The following is a 20,392-nucleotide window of genomic DNA, read 5'->3' as shown; positions in this document are numbered from 1 at the left end:
CGCGCGAACCGGCGCTCTATGCGTAACCGCAGTGTTACGCTTTCGGCATGGACGTGTTCGACGCGCTGGCGGACGAGACGCGCCGCCGCCTGCTCCTGCAGCTCTCCGACGGTGCACACACGGCCGGGGACCTGGCTCGGACGGAGACCATCTCGCGGCCCGCGATCAGCCGCCACCTGAAGGTGCTCCGCGAGGCGGGCGTGCTGGATGTGCAGCAGAACGGACGGCAGCGCTTCTACGCGCTGCGAGCCCAGGGACTGGAACCGGTTCGCGACCTGGTCGAACGGATCGCCTCGCCCCCGGAACCAGCGCCGCCGGTCTCCGAGCATCATCTGGACGCGCTCGAGCTGGAAGTGCGCCGAACCGTGCGTGACCGCCCCGCGAGACAGGATCACCGACAGGAGAACTCCGCATGAACGCCACGCCGCAACCGAACGGACAGCTGGGGGAGGGGCCCCACGGACGTGAGGTCCGCATCGAGCGCCGCTTTCGAGCCCCTATCGACGACGTCTGGGCCGCGATGACCGAGCCCGAGCGACTCCAGCGGTGGATCGGCAGATGGGAGGGCGACCCGGCCACGGGCAGAGTCACGTTCTACATGACCGCCGAGGGCGATGACGTCGAGCCTGAAGAATTCGCCATCACGGAGTGCAGCCCGCCTCACCGCTTCGCCGCGGACACCAGCGTCGGCGACGGCGCCTGGCATCTGCGGTTCGAGCTGAGCCACGAGGACGGCATCACCACCGTGGTCTTCGCCCAGGCGCTCGGCGACGACCCCCTCGGCAGCGTCGGGCCGGGCTGGGAGTACTACCTCGACCGCCTCGCCCGCACCCTCGAGGGGGAGGACGCCGACGACGTCGACTGGCACAGCTATTACCCGTCCATGAGCGAGTACTACGAGTCCCTCGCGCGATGACCGCGCGGCGGCCGGGAGCCACCCCGTCGGCCGCCATCGAGCACGATCATGGACGACCCATCCGGACGCGGTTGTCCATGCGCGGGATGCCTATCGCATCTGCCCTGCGTATGGCGCGGCAGGTGCGATAGGCGTCCCGCCGACGGTCGCGGTCGGAGGCGTCCCGCGGACGGTCACGGCCGGAGGCGGTCGCACGATTCGCTGGCTGTGACCGCGCGGTGATGCGCCTGACGTTGTCGCCGGCCACCAGGCGTGCGATCTTGACAGTGAGCCCGGAGAATCGGGCTCCCGGACGAGGGGTGCCGTACCCGGAGTGCGACAAGACGGCCCGCAGGAGGCTGTGATGTCGTGGTTCGTTCTGGTGCTCTCCGGGATGCTCGAAGCGGTGTGGGCCACCGCGCTGGGGAAGTCCGAGGGCTTCAGCCGGCTCGCCCCCACCCTGGTGTTCTTCGTCGCCCTGGCCGCGAGCATGACCGGCCTGACCTATGCGATGAAGGACCTGCCCACCGGCACCGCCTACGCCGTATGGGTGGGCATCGGGGCGGTGCTCACCGTCGTCTATGCGATGGCCACCGGGGAAGAGCTGATCTCGGTGACGAAGGTTCTGTTCCTGCTGATGATCATCGGCGGGGTCGTGGGGCTCAAGCTCGCCCACTGAGGACCGCCCCCGCTCTCGGCAGGCTGCGGGCTAGCTGACCTGCCCCCGCGGTCCGCAGGCCCCGGCTAGCTGAGCTGCCCCGTGAACACGGCCGGCCCCACCAGCAGGGCGAAGCCGACGGCGAGCAGCAGCCAGCCCAGGCAGGCGGCCGGCATGTTCGTCGTGGCGTACTGGTCGCCCCAAGACTTCACCCAGCGGCTGGACAGTGCCAGGAGGATCACGCCGATCGCGGCGATCACGATTCCGGTCCACATCAGCACGGTGATCATGGGCGACCAGCCTCTCTCTCGTGTCGGGATGTCCCCGACTCGTGTAGGAACGCAACCATTGTCCGTCGGCGGGGGAGCCCGGCGCATCCATCGCCCTCAGCCGGCCTGCATGACCTCCTGCAGGCGGCCGACGGAGGAGGCGTACGGCCACAGCCACACGTCGTCCACGGCCATGTACTCCCGATCCTCCGGCGTGAAGAGATCGGCGGCTTCTCCGAGCGCCATGAGGTCGAGATGCTTGCCCATGCCCTCCACGGGAATCTCGTGCTCCGTCCCGTCGACCGTGATGAGGAGGTGGCCGTCCCCGTCCTCATCCAGGCGCGTCTCGACCTCGGGCTCACCGGCGTGGCGGAGCACCTCGGCGAGGGTCTTGACCACGTCCGGCCAGTCGGAGCTCGGATCATCGAGCGGAGAATCCGGGACGGCATAGACGTACCAGAAAGCGCCGACGTCGTAGCGGTCATCGGCCGGGTCCGGGCCCTCGGCGCCCAGGAAGTACCCCCAGGAATCGTCCATGAGGGGATCGTCGAAGACGGAGATGTCGACGCCCTCGCGCCGCGGGATCCCGGCCTCCTCGAGCAGCCGCAGCTTCTCCTCGACACTCAAGGACTGTGCGGCGCCCGGCGACGCACCCGCGTCGCCGCGCTCTGTGCGTCGTCCCCGCAGCCAATCGAACAGGCCCATGCGTTCTCTCCTCGTCGGTTCCACCGGTACCGGCCGGAGCGCCCGTGCGGCGTCCCCCATCGCGCGGCCACGCTAGCGCGACGGCTCGTCCCCGCCGCAGTCGCGGGGGCTCATCTCGGGATCCGGGCAGTCGGTCGAGATCGATCGGCGCGCGCCATGCCAGGTCGAAACGCCTCCGATCCGGCAGCCGCGCACATAGGGTCGGGACATGAGCGCATCCCCTTCTTCCCCTCATAGACCCGGCTTCCTCGAGCTGGTCCGCGCCGAAGAGCTGCCCACCACCGCCCACTGGGCCCTGCGCGACTGGATCGCGATCGCGGCCGTCCCCCTGATCTTCCTGGGCGGCTGGCTGGTCGAGGCGGCGACCGAGAGCACCACCGTCCTCGCCATCTCCGACACCAGCATCCGGATCCTGCTGTTCATCGTGCTGGTGATCGCCAACCGCGAGCTGCTGGCCCGGCACTGGCGGGCCATGTGGCGGGCCAAGTGGCGCTCGCTGGGGCTCATCCTCGTCGGCATGGTCGTCATCCAGATCGTGATCTCCCTGCTGGGAGCGATCTTGCGACCGCTGTCCGGGGCGGACCTCACCGAGGAGAGCGTTGTGCCCGAGCAGGCGTCGATCGCCTTCGGGGTGGTGCTGTTCGCCTCCCTCGGGCCGACGGTGACCGCGCTGGTCGAGGACTTCACCTTCCGCCACACCCTGCTGATGAAGTTCCCGGTGTGGAACAAGGCCGCCCTGGCCGCGCTGCTGGTGGTGGGCAACGCCCTCGTCTTCGGCCTGATCCACGTCAACAACTTCGACGGGCACTGGCTGCTGACTCTCGCCTACGCCGGAGCGGGCCTGGTCATGAACCTGGTCTACCTGTGGACGCGCAACATCTGGCACGTGCTGCTGATGCACGCCCTGAACAACTTCCTGCTCGGCGGGCCGGTCATCGTGCTGTTCGTCCACCTGATGGAGGGCGCGATCGGGGCGTGAGGCCCCGTCAGTTCACTCGACCATCCCGTTGACCTCGGAGATGGTCGCCTCCGCGGCCTCGCGGGGAGTGGCGCTCCCGAAGCGCACGTCGGTCAGCAGCCGGGTGAAGGTGTTCTGCGCATCCGCGGTGCCGGTGGGCTGGATGGCCGGGGCCTCGGCCAGCTCCGGCGTCACCGCCTCGAGGAACTCCACGACGTCGCGGTCGGCCTGCGTCAACGCATCACCCATCGCCTCGATCGCTGCCGGATTCGACGGGACACCGCGGTTCAGCAGCTGGATCGCCTGCGCCTCGGGAGCGTTGACCAGGAAGTCGACGAGCTCGGCCGCCTGCTCGGAACTCTGCGAGCCCTCTCCGATCGACCAGTACATCGAGGCCTTCTTGAACAGGCCGTTCTCTGTCGCCGAGCCCGTCTGCGACGGCGGGCGCAGCATCACCACGTCCTCGGAGCCGACGGCATCGCGCACCGACTGCAGTTGGTTCGTCCAGGTCCAGCTCATCGCGGACCGGCCCACCGAGAACGCCTGCTGCTCGAGAGTCACCGTGCCGTCCTCCACCGCGGCGTCGGCAGGCAGCGTCGCCCCGGATTCCTGCAGGTCGAGATACAGCTGGTACCACTCCGTCAGCGACTCGGGCGTGCACCCCATGCCATCGGCGCCCCACAGGTCTTCGCCCTTCTGGCGCAGGAAGATCGTCAGGTCCGCGTAGCTCGCGCCACCGGTAACGCCTGTGGCCACTCCGGAATCGCTGATGCGGCGGGCGATGTCATGGAAGTCCTCCCATGTCCACGAAGTGTCGTCGGGCAGTTCGACGCCGGCCTGCTCGAAAAGCTCGGGATTGGCGACGACCACCCAGGCGTTGGAGCCGGTGGACAGACCGGCCAGGACGCCATCGACCCGGCCCGCGTCGAGGTCGGCGTCATCGACGCCGGAGAGGTCGAGGCCGGGCAAGGACTCGAGGTCAGCGAGGACCCCGCGACCGGCGTACTCAGCGATGTACTTGCCGTCCATGTTGATGACGTCGGGCACGTCTCCACCGGCCACCTGCGTGGCGAGCTTGTCCCAGTAGCCGTCCCACTCCGAAGGCTGCAGCTCGACCTCGATATCAGGATTGGCCTCGCGGAACGCATCGACCATCTCGGCAGTGAACTCCTGGTAGAAGCCGGGGCCCCAGAATACGAAGCTCACCCCCGTCGATGTCTCGGCCTCTCGGGCCGAGGGGCCGCAAGCGGCCAGCATCATCGAGGAGGTGAGCCCGCCGGCCAAGACGGTGCGGCGGCGCGGGGTACGGGGCCGCCGTCGCCCGGCTCCGGTGCCTGCGACGTGTAGGGCCGAGCAGGCAGGATGCAGCGGAATTGCTGATGGGCAGCCTCTGCGAGCGGTGCCGTCGTGCTGCGAGAGGGTGCGGGGGAGCGAGGTGGTGAGCATGATGGGCCCCTTCGAGCGTCGTCGATCTCTGGGTTGCACAGCGAGAACGTGAACATACAACCGCTCGGACAGCGCTGTCCAGACTTTCGGGGGCGGACCCCGCCGAGCTCACCAACCTCGCCGACGCTCCGGCGTACGCCGAGGTGCGCCGGCGGCTGGAGGCGGAGCTGGCCCGGCTGCAGGAGCACTATGGCGACCGGCCCTACCAGGGGCCGGAAACGACGCGGCTGGACTGGGCGGTCTGAGTCGGCATCCCCAGGGATCCCGCGGATCGTGCACCTGTCCGCGGCGGCGTCTCCGCGGATCCTGCCCCTGTCCGCGTCGGCGTCGCTCTCGGCCTCTCAGCGCCGCCAGAAGAAGCAGTGGGTGATGCCGCTGGGCGGGGTGACCTTCTCGAGGTGGAAGCGATCGGTGAGATCCTCGGGCCGGTCCCACAGCCGCAGCCCGGTTCCCAGCTCCGTCGGGGAGACGGCCACGTGCATCTCGTCGATGAGGTCCGCATCGAGGAACTCCCGGAGCGTGGTGACGCCGCCGCCGATGCGCACGTCCTTCCCGTCGGCCGCTTCCTTGGCGCGCTCGAGCGCTTCGTGCGGGGTGGCCTCGAGGAAGTGGAAGGTCGTCTCGCCGAGGGTGAGGTCCGGCCGCGGGTGGTGGGTGAGGACGAAGACCGGGGTGTGGAACGGGGGCTCCTCGCCCCACCAGCCCTCCCACTCCAGGTCCGGCCAGGGCCCGCGGATGGGGCCGAACTTGTTGCGGCCCATGATCTCGGCGCCGATGTTCCGGGCGAAGTCGCGGGTGATGTAGTCCTCCATGCCGCGGGTGCCGCCGGGGTCGGTGCGGTTGACCCAGCTTGCGGTGGCGCCGGCCCAGCCGAACAGGTCACCGGGGTCCACCTCGCCGAAGGGCCGCTCCAGGGTCTGGTTCTCGCCGGCGCCGATGCCATCGCGAGAGACGTTGAAGTTCTGGACTCGGACTCGCTGGGTCATCGCGTGCTTCCTTCGGGCGTCGTCGCGGCAGGGTATGCGTCAACTCAGACTAGAGCTTCGCAGGCGCCTGGCGTTGTCCGTTCCTGCGACGATGCCGATCGGCCGTTGCCGCGCCATGTCGGCCGGCCGCACATCAGCGGCCACCGTGGAAGGGGCCGGACACACCGGTGGCGGCCCCACCGAGGTGGAGCCGCCACCGTGGCGCCCAACGCGCGTCGTCCGGGAGCGCGCGGGAGGGGGCGCCGGTCGTGGGCGCTGGTCAGCGGGAGCCGTCGCCCTTGTCGTCGCGGAGCCCGTCGAGGGCGCCCTTGACGGCGTCCCGGGCATCCTGCGCCTTGTCCTTGGCGGCGGCCTTGGTCTGCTGCGCCTGGCCCTCGGACTCTGCTTCCTTGTCACCGGTGGCCTTGCCGAAGCCTTCCTTCGCCTGGCCGGTCACCTTGTCCTTCGCGTTCTCGAACTTCTCGTCTGCACTCATCGGTGCCTCCTGGTGTCGACGCGAGCATGCATTCCGTTCTGGGCGCCCACTATACGAACCACACCGAAGCACTCTCGACCGGGTGGTCGCGCGGGGCCTCACGCCTCGAGGGTCGCTCCGCAGATGGGGCACTGCTCGTACTCTCTCCGCCCCCAGCGCGCCACGGGGAGGACGAAGAAGAGGGTGAACTGCTGGAAGGATTTCCGGCGCATCCACTGAGCCGTGTTGTGGCAGCGCGGGCAGGTGCGCGTCGCTCCCGGGCCGAGGTCCCGCTCCTTCGGAGCGATGGAGAAGATGAAGAACATGGCGTGCTCCTAGTGGCTGTGTCGACGTGCTCAGTTCGAGGTGCTCAGTGCGGCGCCCCGTCAGCTGCCCCGGGCGAACGATTCTGGTCGCCATACCGCCGCAGTGGTCGGAATAAGGGTCGCAGACCGGCAACTACGGCGGTATGGCCACGAGGTGCGGGACGCGCTGATGCGAGGCGGTCCGCGGTGCACGGCGGCCCCGGCCGGCTTCCGGGGGAGCACCCCCTCGTAGAGGCCGCTTGGACCCCACGTAAACGGCCTCAACGAGGGGGTGCTCGCGGTGCGCCAGCTGCCCCGCGCCCCTTCACGTAGTCGCGGGGGATGGGGTGCTCGCGGTGGGTCCGCGGCCCCGCGCCCCTACACGTAGTCGCGGGGGATCGTGGTGCTCCAGGTCTGGGAGTGGATGCGTTCGACCCCCTCCCAGGCATCGAGCTCGGCGTAGACGTGGAAGTCGGTGGGCGTGGAGGTCAGCACGGTGCGCGTCGTGGTGTGCGCTGCCCACTCGCCGCGGGAGAACCCGATGTCCCACAGGGTCTCGCCGCGCACGGAGTTCACGTCGGTCCCCACGAAGCTGTAGGTCTCGTGGGCGTCGCGGCTGACGGTGAGGTCGATGTCGTCGAAGCGCACGGTGCCCAGCCCCTTGACCACGTCCAGCCGGCCGGCGAGCTCGACCAGGTCGCGGCTGACCTTCCACTCGTGGTTGCCCGGCTCCAGCCGGGTCGTGGCCAGCGGTTCGGCCCCCTCGGGCTCCCCGAACGTCGGGCTGACCTCGTCCTCCGGGCGGGGACGCACGGGCAGCACCAGTTCGCTGGCTTCGGGGTGGATCGTCAGCCGCACGGGCTCGGGCGGCGGCCACACCACCGGCCAGTACGACGTGGAGATCGAGACCCGCAGCCGGTGCCCGGCCGGGAAGGACTGCGCCATGCCGTTCAGCCACACCTGCACGGTCTGCCGCTCGCCCGGGACCAGCTCGCTGGGGTCGTCGGAGCCGGTGTGGTGGGTGAGGTTGTGGACCCCGTAGCTGACGCGGGTGGAGGCGCCGTCGGGCGCGATGTCCGAGAGCCGCACGATGACCTGCGCGATCGGCTGGTCCACGGCCACGTCCAGCGAGACCATCGGCGAGCCCAGCACCTCGAGCCGCTCGGTGAGCTCGTCGGAGGTGAAGACCAGGCAACCGCCGTCCTCCTCGCGCTGGTCGTAGGGCATGTCCGGCGGGGCGTTGTACGAGCACCACTTGCCGGCGAACTGCCCCACCGACAGCGGCGAGCGCACCGATCGCGGCGGGCTGGAGGGGTCGGAGCCGGGCGGATGGATCCGGTAGTAGCCCAGCGGGTAGTGCGTCGGCTCGATGCGGTCGCTGGGCCAGGAGCTCTCGCCCACCCAGCGGCCCGGCCGCTCCTCGTAGGTGGTGGCCGGCGGGGCGTGGTCCTGCATCCAGATCGTCAGCGCCGGCCGGTCCATCGCGCCGTTGTCCCGCCGGTCCTTCAGCCAGTGATCCCACCAGTCGACCATCTCCTGCAGGAACCCGATGGCCGGTCCGGGCTCGCCGAGGTGGGGGTACTTGTGGCTCCACGGGCCGATCAGGCCGCGCACCGGGGAGTCCAGGCCGGCCAGCAGGCGGAAGACGGCGTTGGAGTATCCGTCGGCCCAGCCGCTGACGGCGAGCACCGGCACCTCGATCGCCGAGTAGTCCTCGATCACGGAGCCGTGGCGCCAGTAGTCGTCGCGCCGCTGGTGGCGCAGCCACGTATCCAGCCACAGTCCGCTGTTCTCCAGCCGCTCCAGCCACATCTCGCGCCAGCTCTCGCCCACCACAGCCGGGTCGGGCGGGCAGCCGTTGTAGGCGAACATGGTCGAGGCCCAGGAGAGGTTGTCCGTGAGCAGGCAGCCGCCCATGTAGTGGACGTCGTCGGTGTAGCGGTCATCGGTGGAGCACACGGTGACGATCGCGCCGAGGCTCGGGGGCCGACGGGCCGCGACCTGCAGGGCGTTGAACCCGCCCCAGGAGATGCCCATCATCGCGGTGCGGCCCGAGCACCACGGCTGCTCGGCCATCCACGCCAGGATCTCCTCGGCGTCGCGCAGCTCCTGCTCGAGGTACTCGTCGGTCAGCACCCCCTCGGAGTCGCCGCTGCCGCGCAGATCCACCCGCAGGCAGGCGTAGCCGTGCCCGGCCATGTAGGGATGGTGGATGGAGTCGCGCTGGGCGGTGAGGTCGCGTTTGCGATAGGGGATCAGCTCCAGGATCCCGGGCACCGGTTCGGTGTCCGAGGAGACCGGCCGCCACATCCGCGCCGCCAGGCGCGTCCCGTCGGACATCTCGATCCACAGGTGCTCGGTCTCGGTGACCTCGTGCGGAAAGCTCGTCACGGTCCTCATCCGGTCTCCACGTCTCCTCTCGTCACGGTTCTGGTCCGTTCGTCACAGCTCCGGGCCTTGGTCACAGCCTGAGCGCTCGTCCCGGCTCGAGGGCGCTCGTCACAGCTCCAGCCCGGAGTCCGAGATCGTCGTCCCGTCGGCGGCGACCTCGTCGATCCGGAAGTCCAGCGCCTCCACGCAGCGCTGGAAGGCACGGGTGATGGTGGCCTCGTCGTCCCCGCCCGTGAAGATCGTGGCCATCACGTAGCTGTAGGCGTCCTCCGAGACCCGCTGCGAGAGGCGCTCGCCGACCACCGCCGTCACCTCGATGGTGGTGCCGGGCAGCTCGCGCTCCAGCTCGGCGATCTGCTCGCCGGAGGGGACTGCGCGCACGATCCCGTCCTCGCGGAAGACGCGCAGGAACCACTTCGCGGCCATCCCGTAGGGGCCGGTGCGGTGGGGCAGCTGCGGCGTGCGTCCGAAGGCCACATCCAGCATGGCCTGGTGGTTCGAGACGCCGTCGACCATCTCGAACAGCAGCGCGTGGGACTGGGAGTGGCGGGCGTTGACCTCGAGCACGTTGATCGCGCCGGTGCGCTCGTCCCAGAAGAACTCGACGTTGAAGGTGGAGTCGGTCAGCCCCGTCGCGGTGATCACCTTCCGCGCGATGTCGCTGAGGCGCTCCTGGATCTCCCACGGAGCCGAGGACGGGTACTGATAGCGCAGGAAGCTCGAGCTGTCCGGGTAGTCGAAGGAGTCGATCACGCCGTAGACGACGACCTCGCCGCCGTGGCTGAACCCCTCCAGTGTCATCTGCCGCCCGCCCACGGCGGCCTCGACCAGGCAGGCCTGCCCGCCGATGCGCTCGATCTCCGGGGGCAGCGGGACCATGTCCAGCACGTCCTGGAACGGGGATCCGAGGCGGTCGATGACGGCGCGCACGTCCGGCAGGTGGCGGCGCAGATCCGCGTCGTCCTCGAGCCGGTAGGCGCCCTCGGACGACGCGGAGTTGACCGGTTTGATCCACACCGGATAGCTCATGCCCTCGGGCAGCACCGGCTCGGGGATGTCGAGGTCGAGCAGGCCGAACGCGGGTACCTCCTCGATCGCGTCGGCCTGGACCAGCCGCGCCCAGTACTTGTGCTCGCAGCGCAGCACCGCCCGGAGATCGGCCGACGGCAGCCCGTAGCGGGAGCACAGGATCGGCACCATCTCCACCATCGGGAAGTCCCAGAAGCTGACGATCGCGTCGATCGGATCGGCGGCGTCGCGCAGTTCCTCCTCCGCCCGGTGCAGCAGCTCGTGGATGTCGATGTGGGTCGATTGCAGGTCCCGGCGCGCCAGCAGGCGGTGGAACTCGAGGTCCGCGGCGCCGGGCAGGCGGCGAAGGATCTCCAGGTTGTGCTGGTCCAGCCCGAGGACGAAGACGTGGCGCGTCATGTTCGATCTCCTTCGACCGTGGTGCGGGGTGCTCGCGTCAGCAGAGCCCGGTGCCCTCATAGTGCGGGAGAGGGCAGGCCGCGTAAAGGCGCTATGACCGGCCGGTCAGGGCGCGGGGCGCGTGAGCACGCGGGACCCGGTCGCCTCAGCTGACCTCGCGCGCCGCCAGCGGGATGCGTCCGCCGGCCAGGATCATCTCCACCTGCCGGTCCGAGAGCCGGTGGCGCAGGCGCACCTCGCGGCCGCCGATGGTGGCGGTGAGGTCGTGGCCGGCCTGCAGTGCGTCGTGGATGCCCTCGAGCACCGCCTGGTCCCCGACGCTGATCTGCTCGCGGTCGGAGGGGTCGACGAACTCCAGGGCGAGGATCCCGAAGTTGGCGAGGTTCTGCCAGTGGATCCGTGCGAAGGACTCCGCGATCACCACGCGCAGCCCCAGGTACTGCGGAGCGATCACCGCGTGCTCGCGGGAGGAGCCCTGCCCGTAGTTCTTGCCCGCCACCACCACGTGCCCGCCGGGGGTCTGCTGGGCCTTGGCGGGGTAGTCGGGATCGATGCGGGTGAAGGCGAACTCGGAGATCTTGGGGATGTTGCTGCGGTAGGGGAGGGCCTTGGACCCGGCCGGCATGATCTCGTCGGTCGAGACGTCGTCCCCCATCGCCAGCAGCACCGGCACGTCGAGGTGGTCCTCGATGGGCTCGGCGTCCGGCAGCGCGGAGATGTTGGGGCCCTTGACCAGCTCCACCTTCGCCGCCTCCTCGGGCGGCAGCGGCGGGGTGAGCATGTCGTCGATGACGCTGTAGCGCTCGGGCATCGTCGGCCGCGGGTAGACGATCGTGTGGGAGTCGACCAGCGTGCGCGGATCGGTGATCTTCCCGGTCAGCGCGGCGGCCGCGGCGGTCTCCGGCGAGCACAGCCACACTGCGTCCTCCTCCGTGCCCGAGCGGCCCGGGAAGTTGCGCGGCATCGTGCGCAGCGAGTTGCGGCCGCTGGCGGGCGCCTGGCCCATGCCGATGCAGCCCATGCAGCCGGACTGGTGGATGCGAGCGCCGGCCGAGACCAGCGCGGCCAGCCAGCCTCCGGAGATGAGGTCGGCGAGGACCTCGCGGGAGGTGGGGTTGATGTCGACCGAGACGCCCGGGTGCGCCTGGCGGCCATCGAGGATCTGGGCGACCACGGCGAAGTCGCGCAGCCCCGGGTTGGCCGACGAGCCGACCACGACCTGCGAGACGTCCTCTCCGGCGACCTCGGCGACCGGCACCACGTTGCCGGGGGAGGAGGGTTTGGCGATCAGCGGCTCGAGGGTGGCCAGGTCGATGTGCTCTGTGTGGTCGTAGCTCGCGCCCTCGTCTGCCTCGATGCGCTGGAACTCGTTCTCGCGGCCGACGGCCCGCAGGTAGTCGCGCACGGCGTCGTCGGCGGGGAAGACGGTCGCGGTGGCGCCGAGCTCGGCGCCCATGTTCGCGATCACGTGGCGGTCCATGGCGCTCAGCTGCGCGAGCCCGGAGCCGTGGTACTCGATGATCCGGCCGACGCCGCCGCTGACCCCGTGGCGGCGCAGCATCTCCAGCACCACATCCTTGGCCGAGACCCAGTCCGGCAGGGTCCCGGTCAGCTCCACGCCCCAGATCTCCGGGACGCCGACGTACAGCGGCTGGCCGGCCATCGCCATCGCCGCCTCCAGGCCGCCCACGCCGATGGCGAGCATGCCCAGGGCGCCCGCGGCGCAGGTGTGGGAGTCCGAGCCGATGAGGATGGTGCCGGGCCGGCCGAAGTGGGCCTGGTGGACGGGGTGGGAGACGCCGTTGCCGGGCTTGGAGAACCACAGCCCGAAGCGCTGCGCGGCGGACTGCAGGAAGAGGTGGTCGTCGGGGTTCTTCTCGTCGGTCTGCAGCAGGTTGTGGTCGACGTACTGGACCGACAGCTCCGTGCGCACCCGATCGAGGCCCATCGCCTCCAACTCCATCATCACCATGGTGCCGGTGGCGTCCTGGGTGAGGGTCTGGTCGACCTTGAGGCCGACCTCGGAGCCGGGCGCCAGGTCCCCTTCGAGCAGGTGAGAGTCGATGAGCTTCTGTGCGACGTTCAGTGCCATGGCGCTGTTCCTCCTGGGATCGCGGCCCGCCCCGGTCCGTCGGCGGACCTTCTTCCAGCCTAGGCCGGATCCGGGCGGGCTGCCCAGGGTTCGACCGGGCGGGCGGCAGCGGCTCCCGACGGGCGCGATGCGAGGGGAACGGTCAGACGCGTGGGAGCGGTCACCGGGGAATCGCAGTCAGCCTGACTGGTGGCGCCGGGGCTCGCAGCGCCACTGCCCGAGCGCCCGGGGTACAGGGCAGTGCCGGATTCGTGCGGCGGTAATCTGGCCGCAGGCAGGCAAACTCCTGCCGATCTGCGCTGGAGGTGTCGGGGTATCACCGCTCGTCGGACAGTGAACGGTCGGAGAGCGGACCGTCGGGAAGCGAGCGATCGGGATGCGCTCCGTCGGACAACGAGCCGTCAGGAGCACCAGTTCACGGTCCCGGGACCCCTACTGACTACTGCTCCCCGGGATATCGAGAGCGCACCACGGGGCTTTGCCCGGCTTGAGCGCGACGTACGCGTGCGCAGCATCAGCTTCGAGCAGGCCGCTGCGGACCTGCTCGCCTGGCGCGTCCACGAGCGCGCCGGCCTGCGCGTCACAGCATCGGACGTCCCGGCGCGCGAGGGCACCCTGGTGGAGCTGCGCCTCGGCATCGGGCCGTTCGCGATCTCGGCCCCGTGCACGGTGCTCACGGTGATCGACGAGCCGGACCGCCGCGGATTCCGCTACGGGACGCTCGAGGGCCACCCCGAATCCGGGATCGAGGAGTTCACCGTCTGCCGGGCGCACGACGGCACCGTCACCTTCCGCATCGAAGCGGTCTCACGGCCGGCTCGATGGTATTCGCGGATCTGTGCGCCGCTGGCCCGGCTCGTCCAGGAACGCATCACCAGCCGTTACCTTCGCGCGCTGTCCGGCAGGTGACGGTGTGCCCGGGAGGGGACAGATGACGTCCTATCCCGCGAGGAATCAGGCGACGTCTTCTCGCGCCAGGGAATGAGGCACGCTTCCGCCACGTTGAGGTGCTTGCGGCCGACGTGCCCTCGTCACGCCGCGCACCACACCATCCCGGCACTGCCGCCCCTGCCCGAGGAGACGCCATCACGCAGCCCGACGCCGCCCTGCCGACGAACGCCGCCCCCACCGCCGCGTCCCTGCCGAGCCTCGCCGACCAGGCCCAGCGCCTGATCGACCTCGACGTCCATGCCCGCGCCGGACTCACCGAGCATGTCCTGCACAAGGCAGCTGAGGCCTGGGGGAGCGCCCGCACCGATGCGCTGCTGGCGATCCGCCCCGACCTGGCGCCGCCGTCGGCCCTGGCCCCGCTGATGCGACGGGCCGACAAGCCCGGCTTCGTCGTCGAGGACATGACCGATGTGGACGAGTTCGCACCCGTCGGCATCGACGTCCCGTCGACCCCGGTGTACGTCGTCGAGGGGATCGACCGCGGCGACACTTTCGCCAACCGCACCCCCGAGGAGAGCCTCCCGGAGATCACGGGTCCCGGTCGCAGCCCGCTGCTGCTGACGGAGGGCCTGCACTGGGTCCTCCAGCAGCCGGGCGTCCTGGAGCGCAACCACTGCTTCATGACCATCGGATCCCGGCTGACGACGAAGAGCGGAAAGTTCGCCTCCCGCACCCCGGCGCTGTGGATCAGCAACGGGACCGGACGCGACGGGCGCGAGCGGAAGGACGCTCCGAAGCTCGGCTGGTGCTGGTGGGGCAACCGCCACACGTGGCTCGGAATCGCCTCCGCCGCCGGTCGTGCCGCCGTGCGCTGAGCGTCGCACCGCCAGGCTCTGACAGCCGGGCCCTGAGAAACGGGTGCTGAGAAACCTGTAGAGGGGCGGAACCGGGCGCTGTACGTTCGGGCGCATGCTCACCGGTCTCAGCGCCTTTCCCCTCACCCCGTTCCGGCACGACGACGTGGACATGGGCGCGTATGCACGCCTGGTCGCTCGCATGGTCGAGGCGGGCGTGGACTCGATCGGCGCGCTGGGGTCGACAGGTTCCTACGCCTACCTCGACCGCAGCGAGCGGCGAGCGGTCGCCGCTGCCACCGTCGAGCACGCCGGCGAGGTGCCGGTGATCGTCGGCATCGGAGCGCTGCGCACCTCATGGGTCAGGGCTCTCGCCGCCGACGCCCAGGAGGCGGGGGCATCCGCCGTGCTGCTGGCCCCGATGAGCTACCAGCCGCTTACCGAGGACGACGTGGCCGGGCTCTACGAGGACGTGACCGCCGAGCTCTCGGTCCCGCTGGTCGTCTATGACAACCCCGGCACCACGCACTTCACCTTCTCCCTCGAGCTCTACGCCCACATCGCCCGGCTGCCCCAGGTGGAGGCGATCAAGATCCCACCGACGGCGGGGACCGTCGCCGAGGTGCGTGAGCGCGTGCAGGCGATCCGTGCCGTCGTTCCCGGCCACGTGAAGCTCGGGATCTCCGGTGACGGGTTCGCGGCAACGGGATTGCTGGCCGGATGCGACGCCTGGTTCTCGTCCCTCGGCGGCACCCTCCCTCGCACCATGGCCGGCGTCGCTCGCAGCGCACTCGCGGCCCGAGCCGACGGCACGTCCCGGGCAGAGCGCTCGCTGGCCGACTCGGAGCGACTGCGCCCTCTGTGGGACCTGATCGCCGACTTCGGGAGCCTGCGCGTCGCGGCCGCGATCGCCGAGCACCTCGGACTGGTCGCCGCACCCTCCCTGCCGCGCCCGCTGCGCGGCCTCACCGAGGAGCACCGTTCTCGCGTGCGAGAGGCCGTCGACACGCTTGATCTGAGGGAGTGACAGCCGCATGGGCACGAAGAACTACCTGATCGAAGGGCTCTCGGGCACCGGCAAGACCACCGTCGCCGAGGAGCTCCAGCGACGCGGCCACCACGTGATCCACGGGGATCGGGAGCTGGCCTACCAGGGTGACCCCGAGACTGGTGAGCCGACCGAGACCCAGCTCCACGAGCACCACATATGGGACGCCCGGAAGGTCAGGCAGCTCGCGGGCGATCAGTCGGCGCCCGCCACCTTCTTCTGCGGCGGCTCGAGGAATCTCCCGCAGTTCCAGGACCTCTTCGACGAGGTGTTCGTGCTGCGGGTCGACCTCGCCACGCTCACCCGGCGGCTGGATGCGCGGCCGGATGAGGAGTGGGGCGGAGGAAAGCCGACCGAGCGATCCCGCATCGAGCAATGGCACCGCAACCACGAGGACGTACCGGCCGGCGCCATCCCGATCGACGCCACCGCGCCAGTGGCAGACGTCGTGGACGACATCCTCCGGCGGTGCGGAACCCGCACAGTGCGGTAGCCGGCTCGCGGTGGACGCCACCGCGGACCGGAGCCGTCACGTCGTTGAACCGACCTCGCCCCGCGTCTACCGTGTTTCGCGGTCGCGCAGCGGCGTCCACCGTGCCCTGCGCAGCGAACCGAGCATTCCGGAACGAACCGAGCGTCCCGAGTGGACGAGCGAAGGGGCAGAGCGACATGGTGACCCGACGGACCGTATTCCGCGCCGTGGGCGGCGGACTCCTCGCAGCAGGAGCGGCCCCGACCGTGATGACCTCCCCGGCAGGCGCCGAGAACACCCCCAGCGGCGGAGACCTCGAGGGCACTCTGGTCGTGGTCGAGAAGAGCGGCCATGCCGTCGCCTTCCACGACGCCGCCGACGGGACCCTGCTCGAGCGGATCGAGCTGGGGGAGTACCCGCACGAGATGGTCATCGACAGCGCCTCGAAGTACGCCTACGTCGGCCACTACGGGGTGCGGATGTCCGGTGATGTCGGCAGCGGCGGTACCAGCGTGTTCGTCATCGATCTCGACGCCCGCGAGCTGGTGCGGACGATCGACCTCAGCCCGTTCAACCGCCTCCACGGCATCGCGATCGACGAGCAGGACCGGCTCTACGTCCTCAGCGAGGAGAAGGCCGTGCTGGTACGGATCGACGATCCCGCGGAGGCCGAGGCCCCGTCGGCCGCCGTGCACACCGGCGGCATCAAGACCCACATGGTCACGCTCAACCGCGAGGGCACCCGCGCCTACGTCACCGGGCTGCTGTCGCACACCGTGAGTCTGGTCGACCCGCACGACGCCTCCGTCGCCCCGGTGATCGCCTCCCCGGGGCTGCTCCCGGAGAGCTGCGCCCTCAGCCAGGACGAGAAGCACCTCTACGTCGGCGCCCGCGAGGACAAGGCACTCGTGCGGCTCGATGCGCGGACGATGAAGGAGAAGCAGCGGGCCGACGTCCCCGGCGACCCGCTGCGCGTCTACGTGATCCCCGGCCAGGACAAGCTGCTGACCACGGACATCGAGAACCGCACCGTCACCCGCTACGACGCGGATCTCGCCGAGGAGACCTCCATCGGTTTCGACGGGACGCCGGCCGGGATCTCCTTCCACCCCTCGGAGCCGACGGCGTTCGTGACCCTGCTGGATGCCGACACGGTCGCGATCCTCGACCTCGACGCCTTCACCGTCACCGGCACCATCTCCACCGGCTCCGAGCCCGACGTGACCGCGTTGATCTGACGTCCGGCGCGACCGTCCGGATGCGCAGCGGGGCGACGGCGAGATCGGATCGCAGCGGACCGCGACGACATCGCCGCCGGACGGCACCGGGAATGCCGCCGTGCGGCGGCGAGAGCGCACCCGGAGCGGTGCCGACAGCGCCCCCGTCGTCGGCTACCGTGTGTGCCAACGCGCGCGATGGGGACGCGGACGGAGCCACGCCGCCCACGGCGGCCGTCGGCCCCTGATCGTGGACGCCCACCGGCGCGCGTACCGCACATGACAGGAAGGCTTCCCCCAGTGAACTCGCTGATCCTCGCCGTCGTCGGCATCGCCATGATGGTCGCGGGGTACGTGCTGTACTCCCGCTTCCTCTCCGGTCGCGTCTACAAGCTCGACGCGGCCTTCCGCACCCCCGCCCATGAGCTGCGCGACGGCGTGGACTTCGTGCCCACCAACAAGTTCGTGCTCTGGGGGCACCACTTCACCTCCGTCGCCGGGGCCGCGCCCATCGTCGGCCCCGCGGTCGCCGTGATCTGGGGCTGGCTGCCCGCGTTCCTGTGGGTCACGCTCGGCACCGTCTTCTTCGCCGGCATGCACGACCTCGGCGCGCTGTGGGCCTCGGTGCGCAACCGCGGCCAGTCCATCGGCACGCTCTCGGCCCGCTACATCGGCGCCCGCGGCAGCCGGCTGTTCCTGGTGGTCATCTTCCTGCTGCTGCTCATGGTCAACGCCGCCTTCGCCGTGGTGATCTCCGGGCTGTTCGTCTCGACCCCGACGGCGGTGATCCCCGTCTGGGGCGCGCTGGTGGTCGCGGTGCTGATCGGTCAGGCCATCTACCGGCTGAAGTGGAGCCTGCCGGTGGTCTCCGTGGTGGGCGTGGCCGCCCTGTACGCCCTGATCCTGGTCGGCGACCGGTTCCCCGTCGCCCTGCCGGAGACGGTGCTGGGAATGTCCGCCGAGGCGTTCTGGATCCTGGTGCTGTTCGTCTACGCCGCCATCGCGTCGACCCTGCCGGTGTGGGTGCTGCTGCAGCCGCGCGACTACATCAACGGCCTGCAGCTGTTCATCGGACTGGGACTGCTGTACGGCTCGGTGCTGATCTTCCGGCCCGAGATCGTCGCGCCCTCGTTCAACACCAGCGTGCCCGAGGGCACGCCCGGGGTGATGCCGCTGCTGTTCGTGACCATCGCCTGCGGCGCCATCTCCGGCTTCCACGGCATCGTCTCCTCCGGCACCTCCTCCAAGCAGCTGGACAAGGAGACCGACGCCCGCTTCGTCGGCTACTTCGGCGCCGTCGGCGAGGGGCTGCTGGCGCTCGGCGCGATCATCGCCACCACTGCGGGCTTCCGCACGCTCGCCGACTGGGAATCGGTCTACTCGGCGTTCAACGAGGGCGGCGTCGTCGCGTTCGTCGACGGCGGCGGCGCGATCCTCAACGCCGGCCTGGGCCTGCCGACGTCGCTGTCGGCCACGATCCTGGCCACCATGGCCGTGCTGTTCGCGGCGACCACCATGGATACGGGCGTGCGACTGCAGCGCTTCGTGGTCCAGGAGATGGGCCAGATCGTCGGCCTCAAACTCGGCACGCTCTCGGCGACCCTCGTCGTGCTCGTGGTGTGCCTGGCACTCGCCTTCGGCGCGGGGGCCGACGGGTCCGGCGGCATGCTGATCTGGCCGCTGTTCGGCACCACCAACCAGCTGCTGGCCGGGCTGACCCTGGCGATCCTGGCCGTGATGCTCACCCGCAAGCGCCGCCCCGTGCTGCCGGTGATGATCCCGCTGCTGTTCGTCCTCTTCGTCAGCGTCTACGCCCTGCTGATCCAGCTCGGCGGGTTCCTCGCCGAGGGCAACTGGCTGCTGCTGATCATGGACATCGTCATCCTGATCGCGGCGGTGTGGGTGATCGTCGAATCCGCCATCGCCCTGAACCGTGCGCGCCGGCAGGAGCCGGAACTGGACGAGCCGGCCGCGACGACCGCCGACGAGGGCCGCGCACGCTGATGGCGCGCTCCCGCTGGCGGGCATTCAGCGACGGACTGCGCGAGTTCTACGTCGCCCCGTACCGCCGCACCTTCGCCCGTGCCCGGCGCGACCAGGACGACCTGTTCCGCATGCTGGTGATGAGCGAGATGCTGGGGGTGCCGAACCCCGTCTCGTATTACACCGCGGAGCTGCTGCCGGTGCTCTACGACAGCTTCCACGACTGGCACCGCCGCATGGGCATGGAGCGCTCCCCGCTGGAGGATTTCCGATGCTGCTGAGCCTTGCCGCCCAGCGGCGCGTGCTGTTCCTGGGCGGCAAGGGCGGCGTCGGCAAGACCACCGTCGCCTCCGCGCTCGCGCTCGCCGCCGCGCGGGAGGGCCGGCGGGTGCTGGTGGTCTCCACCGACCCGGCCCACAACCTCGGCCACCTCTGGGATCAGAGGATCGGCGATCGCATCACCCCGCTGGACGGGGACGGAGGTGCCGCGGCTGCGATGGATGGCGACGGTGGCCCGCGTGTCGGCGCCGGTCCCGCCGCTGGAGATGGCACCAGCGGCGGCTTGCTCGCCGGCATCGAGATCGACCCCGACGCCACCACGGATCAGCACCTGGCCGAGGTGGGCAGCACCCTGAAGCGGCTGATGCCCGAGCACCTCGCCGGCGAGGTCGACAAGCACATGGGCCTCTCCCGCCGCTCCCCGGGCACCCACGAGGCCGCTGTGCTGGAGCGGATCACCGAGCTGGTCGAGACCGGGATGCAGGACTTCGACCTGGTCGTCGTCGACACCGCCCCCTCCGGTCATACCGCCCGACTGATGACGCTGCCGGAGGTCATGACGGCCTGGACCGACGGGCTGCTGAGCCGCCGGGAGAAGTCCGAGAAGCTGGGCGCGGCGCTGCGGGGCCTGGACGGGCACGGCTCGAAGATCCTCGGCAGTGCCGCCCCGCGCGACCCCGTCGCGGAGCGCGACGAGGAGATCCGCTCCATCCTGCTGCGCCGCCGCGATCGCCTCGCTGGCCTCCGGGAGGTTCTCACCGACGCCGAGACCACCTCCTTCGCGATCGTGCTGGCCGCCGAGCGTCTGCCGGTGCTCGAGACCATCGAGCTGCACGAGGAGCTGACCCGCACCGGCGTCGACGTCGGCGCACTCGTGGTCAACAAGCGCTCCCCGGCAGGCCGCGGGGACTTCCTGGAGCGCCGCCGGGCACTGGAGGAGGAGCATCTGGCCACCCTCCGCTCCGCGCTGCCGGAGGTGCCGCTGCAGGAGATCCCGCTGGGGGAGGAGGACGTCGTCGGCGTCGCCGCGCTGGAGCGGTTCGCGCGGCTGCTGTGATGTG

21 protein-coding genes and 1 riboswitch are annotated in these 20,392 nt (G+C 70.3%); of the genes, 12 read left to right on the top strand and 9 right to left on the bottom strand.

Annotation, left to right across the window (positions count from 1 at the left end):
* Positions 1 to 47: 47 nt before the first annotated feature.
* The 3 genes from ACFQS2_RS03270 to ACFQS2_RS03260 all read left to right on the top strand — a co-directional run bounded on the left by ACFQS2_RS03270 (position 48) and on the right by ACFQS2_RS03260 (position 1,574).
* On the top strand, positions 48 to 416 hold the full coding sequence (locus tag ACFQS2_RS03270) for an ArsR/SmtB family transcription factor (RefSeq protein ID WP_377792720.1): 369 nt from the start codon (positions 48 to 50) through the stop codon (positions 414 to 416).
* Positions 413 to 916 carry an SRPBCC family protein gene (locus ACFQS2_RS03265; RefSeq protein ID WP_377792719.1) on the top strand — a complete coding sequence of 168 codons (504 nt, stop codon included), beginning with the start codon at positions 413 to 415 and terminating at the stop codon, positions 914 to 916. Before ACFQS2_RS03270 ends, ACFQS2_RS03265 begins: the two co-directional genes overlap by 4 nt.
* A 265-nt stretch (positions 917 to 1,181) precedes the next feature.
* A riboswitch (guanidine-III (ykkC-III) riboswitch) is annotated at positions 1,182 to 1,249 on the top strand.
* Between the two features lie 10 nt (positions 1,250 to 1,259).
* Complete coding sequence (locus ACFQS2_RS03260; RefSeq protein ID WP_377019751.1) at positions 1,260 to 1,574, top strand: DMT family transporter; 315 nt, start codon at positions 1,260 to 1,262, stop codon at positions 1,572 to 1,574.
* Positions 1,575 to 1,639: 65 nt separating this feature from the next.
* On the opposite strand, the gene ACFQS2_RS03255 is transcribed toward ACFQS2_RS03260, so the two are convergent.
* Both ACFQS2_RS03255 and ACFQS2_RS03250 read right to left on the bottom strand, forming a co-directional pair.
* Entirely contained in the window at positions 1,640 to 1,843 is a 204-nt protein-coding gene (locus ACFQS2_RS03255; protein ID WP_377019752.1) for a hypothetical protein, read from the bottom strand.
* A gap of 96 nt (positions 1,844 to 1,939) precedes the next feature.
* Positions 1,940 to 2,527, bottom strand: coding sequence for a hypothetical protein (locus ACFQS2_RS03250; protein ID WP_377792718.1), 588 nt, complete (start codon positions 2,525 to 2,527; stop codon positions 1,940 to 1,942).
* Between the two features lie 208 nt (positions 2,528 to 2,735).
* On the opposite strand from ACFQS2_RS03250, the gene ACFQS2_RS03245 reads away from it, so the two are divergent.
* The gene (locus tag ACFQS2_RS03245) at positions 2,736 to 3,506 is read left to right on the top strand and encodes a CPBP family intramembrane glutamic endopeptidase (RefSeq protein ID WP_377792717.1); all 771 of its coding nucleotides are present in this window, start codon (positions 2,736 to 2,738) and stop codon (positions 3,504 to 3,506) included.
* A 12-nt stretch (positions 3,507 to 3,518) separates the two neighbouring features.
* Here the strand turns inward: ACFQS2_RS03245 and ACFQS2_RS03240 are convergent, their stop codons facing one another.
* The 7 genes from ACFQS2_RS03240 to ACFQS2_RS03210 all read right to left on the bottom strand — a co-directional run bounded on the left by ACFQS2_RS03240 (position 3,519) and on the right by ACFQS2_RS03210 (position 12,587).
* The gene (locus ACFQS2_RS03240) at positions 3,519 to 4,691 is read right to left on the bottom strand and encodes an ABC transporter substrate-binding protein (RefSeq protein WP_377792716.1); all 1,173 of its coding nucleotides are present in this window, start codon (positions 4,689 to 4,691) and stop codon (positions 3,519 to 3,521) included.
* Positions 4,692 to 5,272: 581 nt separating this feature from the next.
* Positions 5,273 to 5,917 carry a dihydrofolate reductase family protein gene (locus tag ACFQS2_RS03235; protein ID WP_377792715.1) on the bottom strand — a complete coding sequence of 215 codons (645 nt, stop codon included), beginning with the start codon at positions 5,915 to 5,917 and terminating at the stop codon, positions 5,273 to 5,275.
* 259 nt (positions 5,918 to 6,176) lie between these two features.
* The gene (locus ACFQS2_RS03230; protein ID WP_377015679.1) at positions 6,177 to 6,392 is read right to left on the bottom strand and encodes a CsbD family protein; all 216 of its coding nucleotides are present in this window, start codon (positions 6,390 to 6,392) and stop codon (positions 6,177 to 6,179) included.
* 98 nt (positions 6,393 to 6,490) lie between these two features.
* Positions 6,491 to 6,697, bottom strand: a complete 207-nt coding sequence (locus ACFQS2_RS03225) for a hypothetical protein (protein WP_377792714.1) — start codon at positions 6,695 to 6,697, stop codon at positions 6,491 to 6,493.
* Positions 6,698 to 7,054: 357 nt separating this feature from the next.
* The gene (locus ACFQS2_RS03220) at positions 7,055 to 9,076 is read right to left on the bottom strand and encodes a CocE/NonD family hydrolase (RefSeq protein WP_377792713.1); all 2,022 of its coding nucleotides are present in this window, start codon (positions 9,074 to 9,076) and stop codon (positions 7,055 to 7,057) included.
* A 99-nt stretch (positions 9,077 to 9,175) separates the two neighbouring features.
* Positions 9,176 to 10,495: an acetyl-CoA carboxylase biotin carboxylase subunit family protein gene (locus ACFQS2_RS03215; protein ID WP_377015688.1), complete on the bottom strand. Its 1,320-nt coding sequence runs from the start codon at positions 10,493 to 10,495 to the stop codon at positions 9,176 to 9,178.
* 145 nt (positions 10,496 to 10,640) lie between these two features.
* The gene (locus ACFQS2_RS03210) at positions 10,641 to 12,587 is read right to left on the bottom strand and encodes an aconitate hydratase (RefSeq protein ID WP_377015691.1); all 1,947 of its coding nucleotides are present in this window, start codon (positions 12,585 to 12,587) and stop codon (positions 10,641 to 10,643) included.
* 435 nt (positions 12,588 to 13,022) lie between these two features.
* On the opposite strand from ACFQS2_RS03210, the gene ACFQS2_RS03205 reads away from it, so the two are divergent.
* The 8 genes from ACFQS2_RS03205 to ACFQS2_RS03170 all read left to right on the top strand — a co-directional run bounded on the left by ACFQS2_RS03205 (position 13,023) and on the right by ACFQS2_RS03170 (position 20,388).
* Entirely contained in the window at positions 13,023 to 13,496 is a 474-nt protein-coding gene (locus ACFQS2_RS03205; protein ID WP_377792818.1) for a DUF1990 family protein, read from the top strand.
* Positions 13,497 to 13,609: 113 nt separating this feature from the next.
* A complete protein-coding gene (locus ACFQS2_RS03200) occupies positions 13,610 to 14,353 on the top strand; it encodes a DUF5701 family protein (RefSeq protein WP_377792712.1) in 744 nt (247 codons plus the stop codon).
* A 94-nt stretch (positions 14,354 to 14,447) separates the two neighbouring features.
* Complete coding sequence (locus ACFQS2_RS03195) at positions 14,448 to 15,359, top strand: dihydrodipicolinate synthase family protein (RefSeq protein WP_377792711.1); 912 nt, start codon at positions 14,448 to 14,450, stop codon at positions 15,357 to 15,359.
* Between the two features lie 7 nt (positions 15,360 to 15,366).
* Complete coding sequence (locus ACFQS2_RS03190) at positions 15,367 to 15,873, top strand: AAA family ATPase (protein WP_377792710.1); 507 nt, start codon at positions 15,367 to 15,369, stop codon at positions 15,871 to 15,873.
* 248 nt (positions 15,874 to 16,121) lie between these two features.
* The gene (locus ACFQS2_RS03185) at positions 16,122 to 17,090 is read left to right on the top strand and encodes a YncE family protein (RefSeq protein WP_377792709.1); all 969 of its coding nucleotides are present in this window, start codon (positions 16,122 to 16,124) and stop codon (positions 17,088 to 17,090) included.
* A gap of 279 nt (positions 17,091 to 17,369) precedes the next feature.
* A complete protein-coding gene (locus ACFQS2_RS03180) occupies positions 17,370 to 19,073 on the top strand; it encodes a carbon starvation protein A (protein WP_377015706.1) in 1,704 nt (567 codons plus the stop codon).
* Entirely contained in the window at positions 19,073 to 19,333 is a 261-nt protein-coding gene (locus tag ACFQS2_RS03175) for a cory-CC-star protein (protein ID WP_377015709.1), read from the top strand. The genes ACFQS2_RS03180 and ACFQS2_RS03175 overlap by 1 nt, the downstream gene beginning before the upstream one ends.
* Positions 19,324 to 20,388, top strand: a complete 1,065-nt coding sequence (locus ACFQS2_RS03170; RefSeq protein WP_377015712.1) for an ArsA family ATPase — start codon at positions 19,324 to 19,326, stop codon at positions 20,386 to 20,388. The genes ACFQS2_RS03175 and ACFQS2_RS03170 overlap by 10 nt, the downstream gene beginning before the upstream one ends.
* The last annotated feature ends 4 nt before the right edge of the window (positions 20,389 to 20,392 follow it).

This window comes from Brachybacterium sp. GCM10030267, from assembly GCF_042666875.1.
Lineage (GTDB): Bacteria > Actinomycetota > Actinomycetes > Actinomycetales > Dermabacteraceae > Brachybacterium.
The sequence above is the reverse complement of the archived record's forward strand: the minus strand, read 5'-3'. Positions and strand labels throughout refer to the sequence as shown.

What these genes read in the sequence shown, in the direction of transcription:
- ACFQS2_RS03270 (WP_377792720.1), top strand. Translation starts at nt 48, where the DNA reads ATGGACGTGTTCGACGCGCTGGCGGACGAGACGCGCCGCCGCCTGCTC.
- ACFQS2_RS03265 (WP_377792719.1), top strand. Translation starts at nt 413, where the DNA reads ATGAACGCCACGCCGCAACCGAACGGACAGCTGGGGGAGGGGCCCCAC.
- ACFQS2_RS03260 (WP_377019751.1), top strand. Translation starts at nt 1,260, where the DNA reads ATGTCGTGGTTCGTTCTGGTGCTCTCCGGGATGCTCGAAGCGGTGTGG.
- ACFQS2_RS03255 (WP_377019752.1), bottom strand. Translation starts at nt 1,843, where the DNA reads ATGATCACCGTGCTGATGTGGACCGGAATCGTGATCGCCGCGATCGGC.
- ACFQS2_RS03250 (WP_377792718.1), bottom strand. Translation starts at nt 2,527, where the DNA reads ATGGGCCTGTTCGATTGGCTGCGGGGACGACGCACAGAGCGCGGCGAC.
- ACFQS2_RS03245 (WP_377792717.1), top strand. Translation starts at nt 2,736, where the DNA reads ATGAGCGCATCCCCTTCTTCCCCTCATAGACCCGGCTTCCTCGAGCTG.
- ACFQS2_RS03235 (WP_377792715.1), bottom strand. Translation starts at nt 5,917, where the DNA reads ATGACCCAGCGAGTCCGAGTCCAGAACTTCAACGTCTCTCGCGATGGC.
- ACFQS2_RS03230 (WP_377015679.1), bottom strand. Translation starts at nt 6,392, where the DNA reads ATGAGTGCAGACGAGAAGTTCGAGAACGCGAAGGACAAGGTGACCGGC.
- ACFQS2_RS03225 (WP_377792714.1), bottom strand. Translation starts at nt 6,697, where the DNA reads ATGTTCTTCATCTTCTCCATCGCTCCGAAGGAGCGGGACCTCGGCCCG.
- ACFQS2_RS03220 (WP_377792713.1), bottom strand. Translation starts at nt 9,076, where the DNA reads ATGAGGACCGTGACGAGCTTTCCGCACGAGGTCACCGAGACCGAGCAC.
- ACFQS2_RS03215 (WP_377015688.1), bottom strand. Translation starts at nt 10,495, where the DNA reads ATGACGCGCCACGTCTTCGTCCTCGGGCTGGACCAGCACAACCTGGAG.
- ACFQS2_RS03210 (WP_377015691.1), bottom strand. Translation starts at nt 12,587, where the DNA reads ATGGCACTGAACGTCGCACAGAAGCTCATCGACTCTCACCTGCTCGAA.
- ACFQS2_RS03195 (WP_377792711.1), top strand. Translation starts at nt 14,448, where the DNA reads ATGCTCACCGGTCTCAGCGCCTTTCCCCTCACCCCGTTCCGGCACGAC.
- ACFQS2_RS03190 (WP_377792710.1), top strand. Translation starts at nt 15,367, where the DNA reads ATGGGCACGAAGAACTACCTGATCGAAGGGCTCTCGGGCACCGGCAAG.
- ACFQS2_RS03185 (WP_377792709.1), top strand. Translation starts at nt 16,122, where the DNA reads ATGACCTCCCCGGCAGGCGCCGAGAACACCCCCAGCGGCGGAGACCTC.
- ACFQS2_RS03175 (WP_377015709.1), top strand. Translation starts at nt 19,073, where the DNA reads ATGGCGCGCTCCCGCTGGCGGGCATTCAGCGACGGACTGCGCGAGTTC.
- ACFQS2_RS03170 (WP_377015712.1), top strand. Translation starts at nt 19,324, where the DNA reads ATGCTGCTGAGCCTTGCCGCCCAGCGGCGCGTGCTGTTCCTGGGCGGC.